At 73.0% G+C, this 233-nt stretch carries 1 pseudogene; it reads left to right on the top strand.

The features are described 5' to 3' along the window. A pseudogene (locus SB751_RS35625) lies at positions 1-233 on the top strand (MFS transporter); the annotation flags it as partial.

Genomic DNA, 233 nt, shown 5'->3' on the forward strand with positions numbered 1-233 from the left:
GGCTGGAAGCGGCCCGCGAAATGGGGCTGGTGCTGCGCTACGTGGCCGAGATCAAGGAAGAATCGGCGCCGCGCCTGGACTGGCTCGGCTTTCTGCTCAGCGCCGTGTGCCTGGCCGCCCTGGTCAGCGGCTTCGAGGCCATCGGCCGCGACGTGATGCCGCTGCCTGCCCTGCTGGGCCTGATCGCGCTGGGCGCGGCCTGCGGCCTGGCCTATGGCTGGCACGCGCGGCGC

Origin of the sequence: Cupriavidus sp. SIMBA_020, from assembly GCF_046535395.1 — a bacterium.
GTDB lineage: Bacteria > Pseudomonadota > Gammaproteobacteria > Burkholderiales > Burkholderiaceae > Cupriavidus > Cupriavidus campinensis.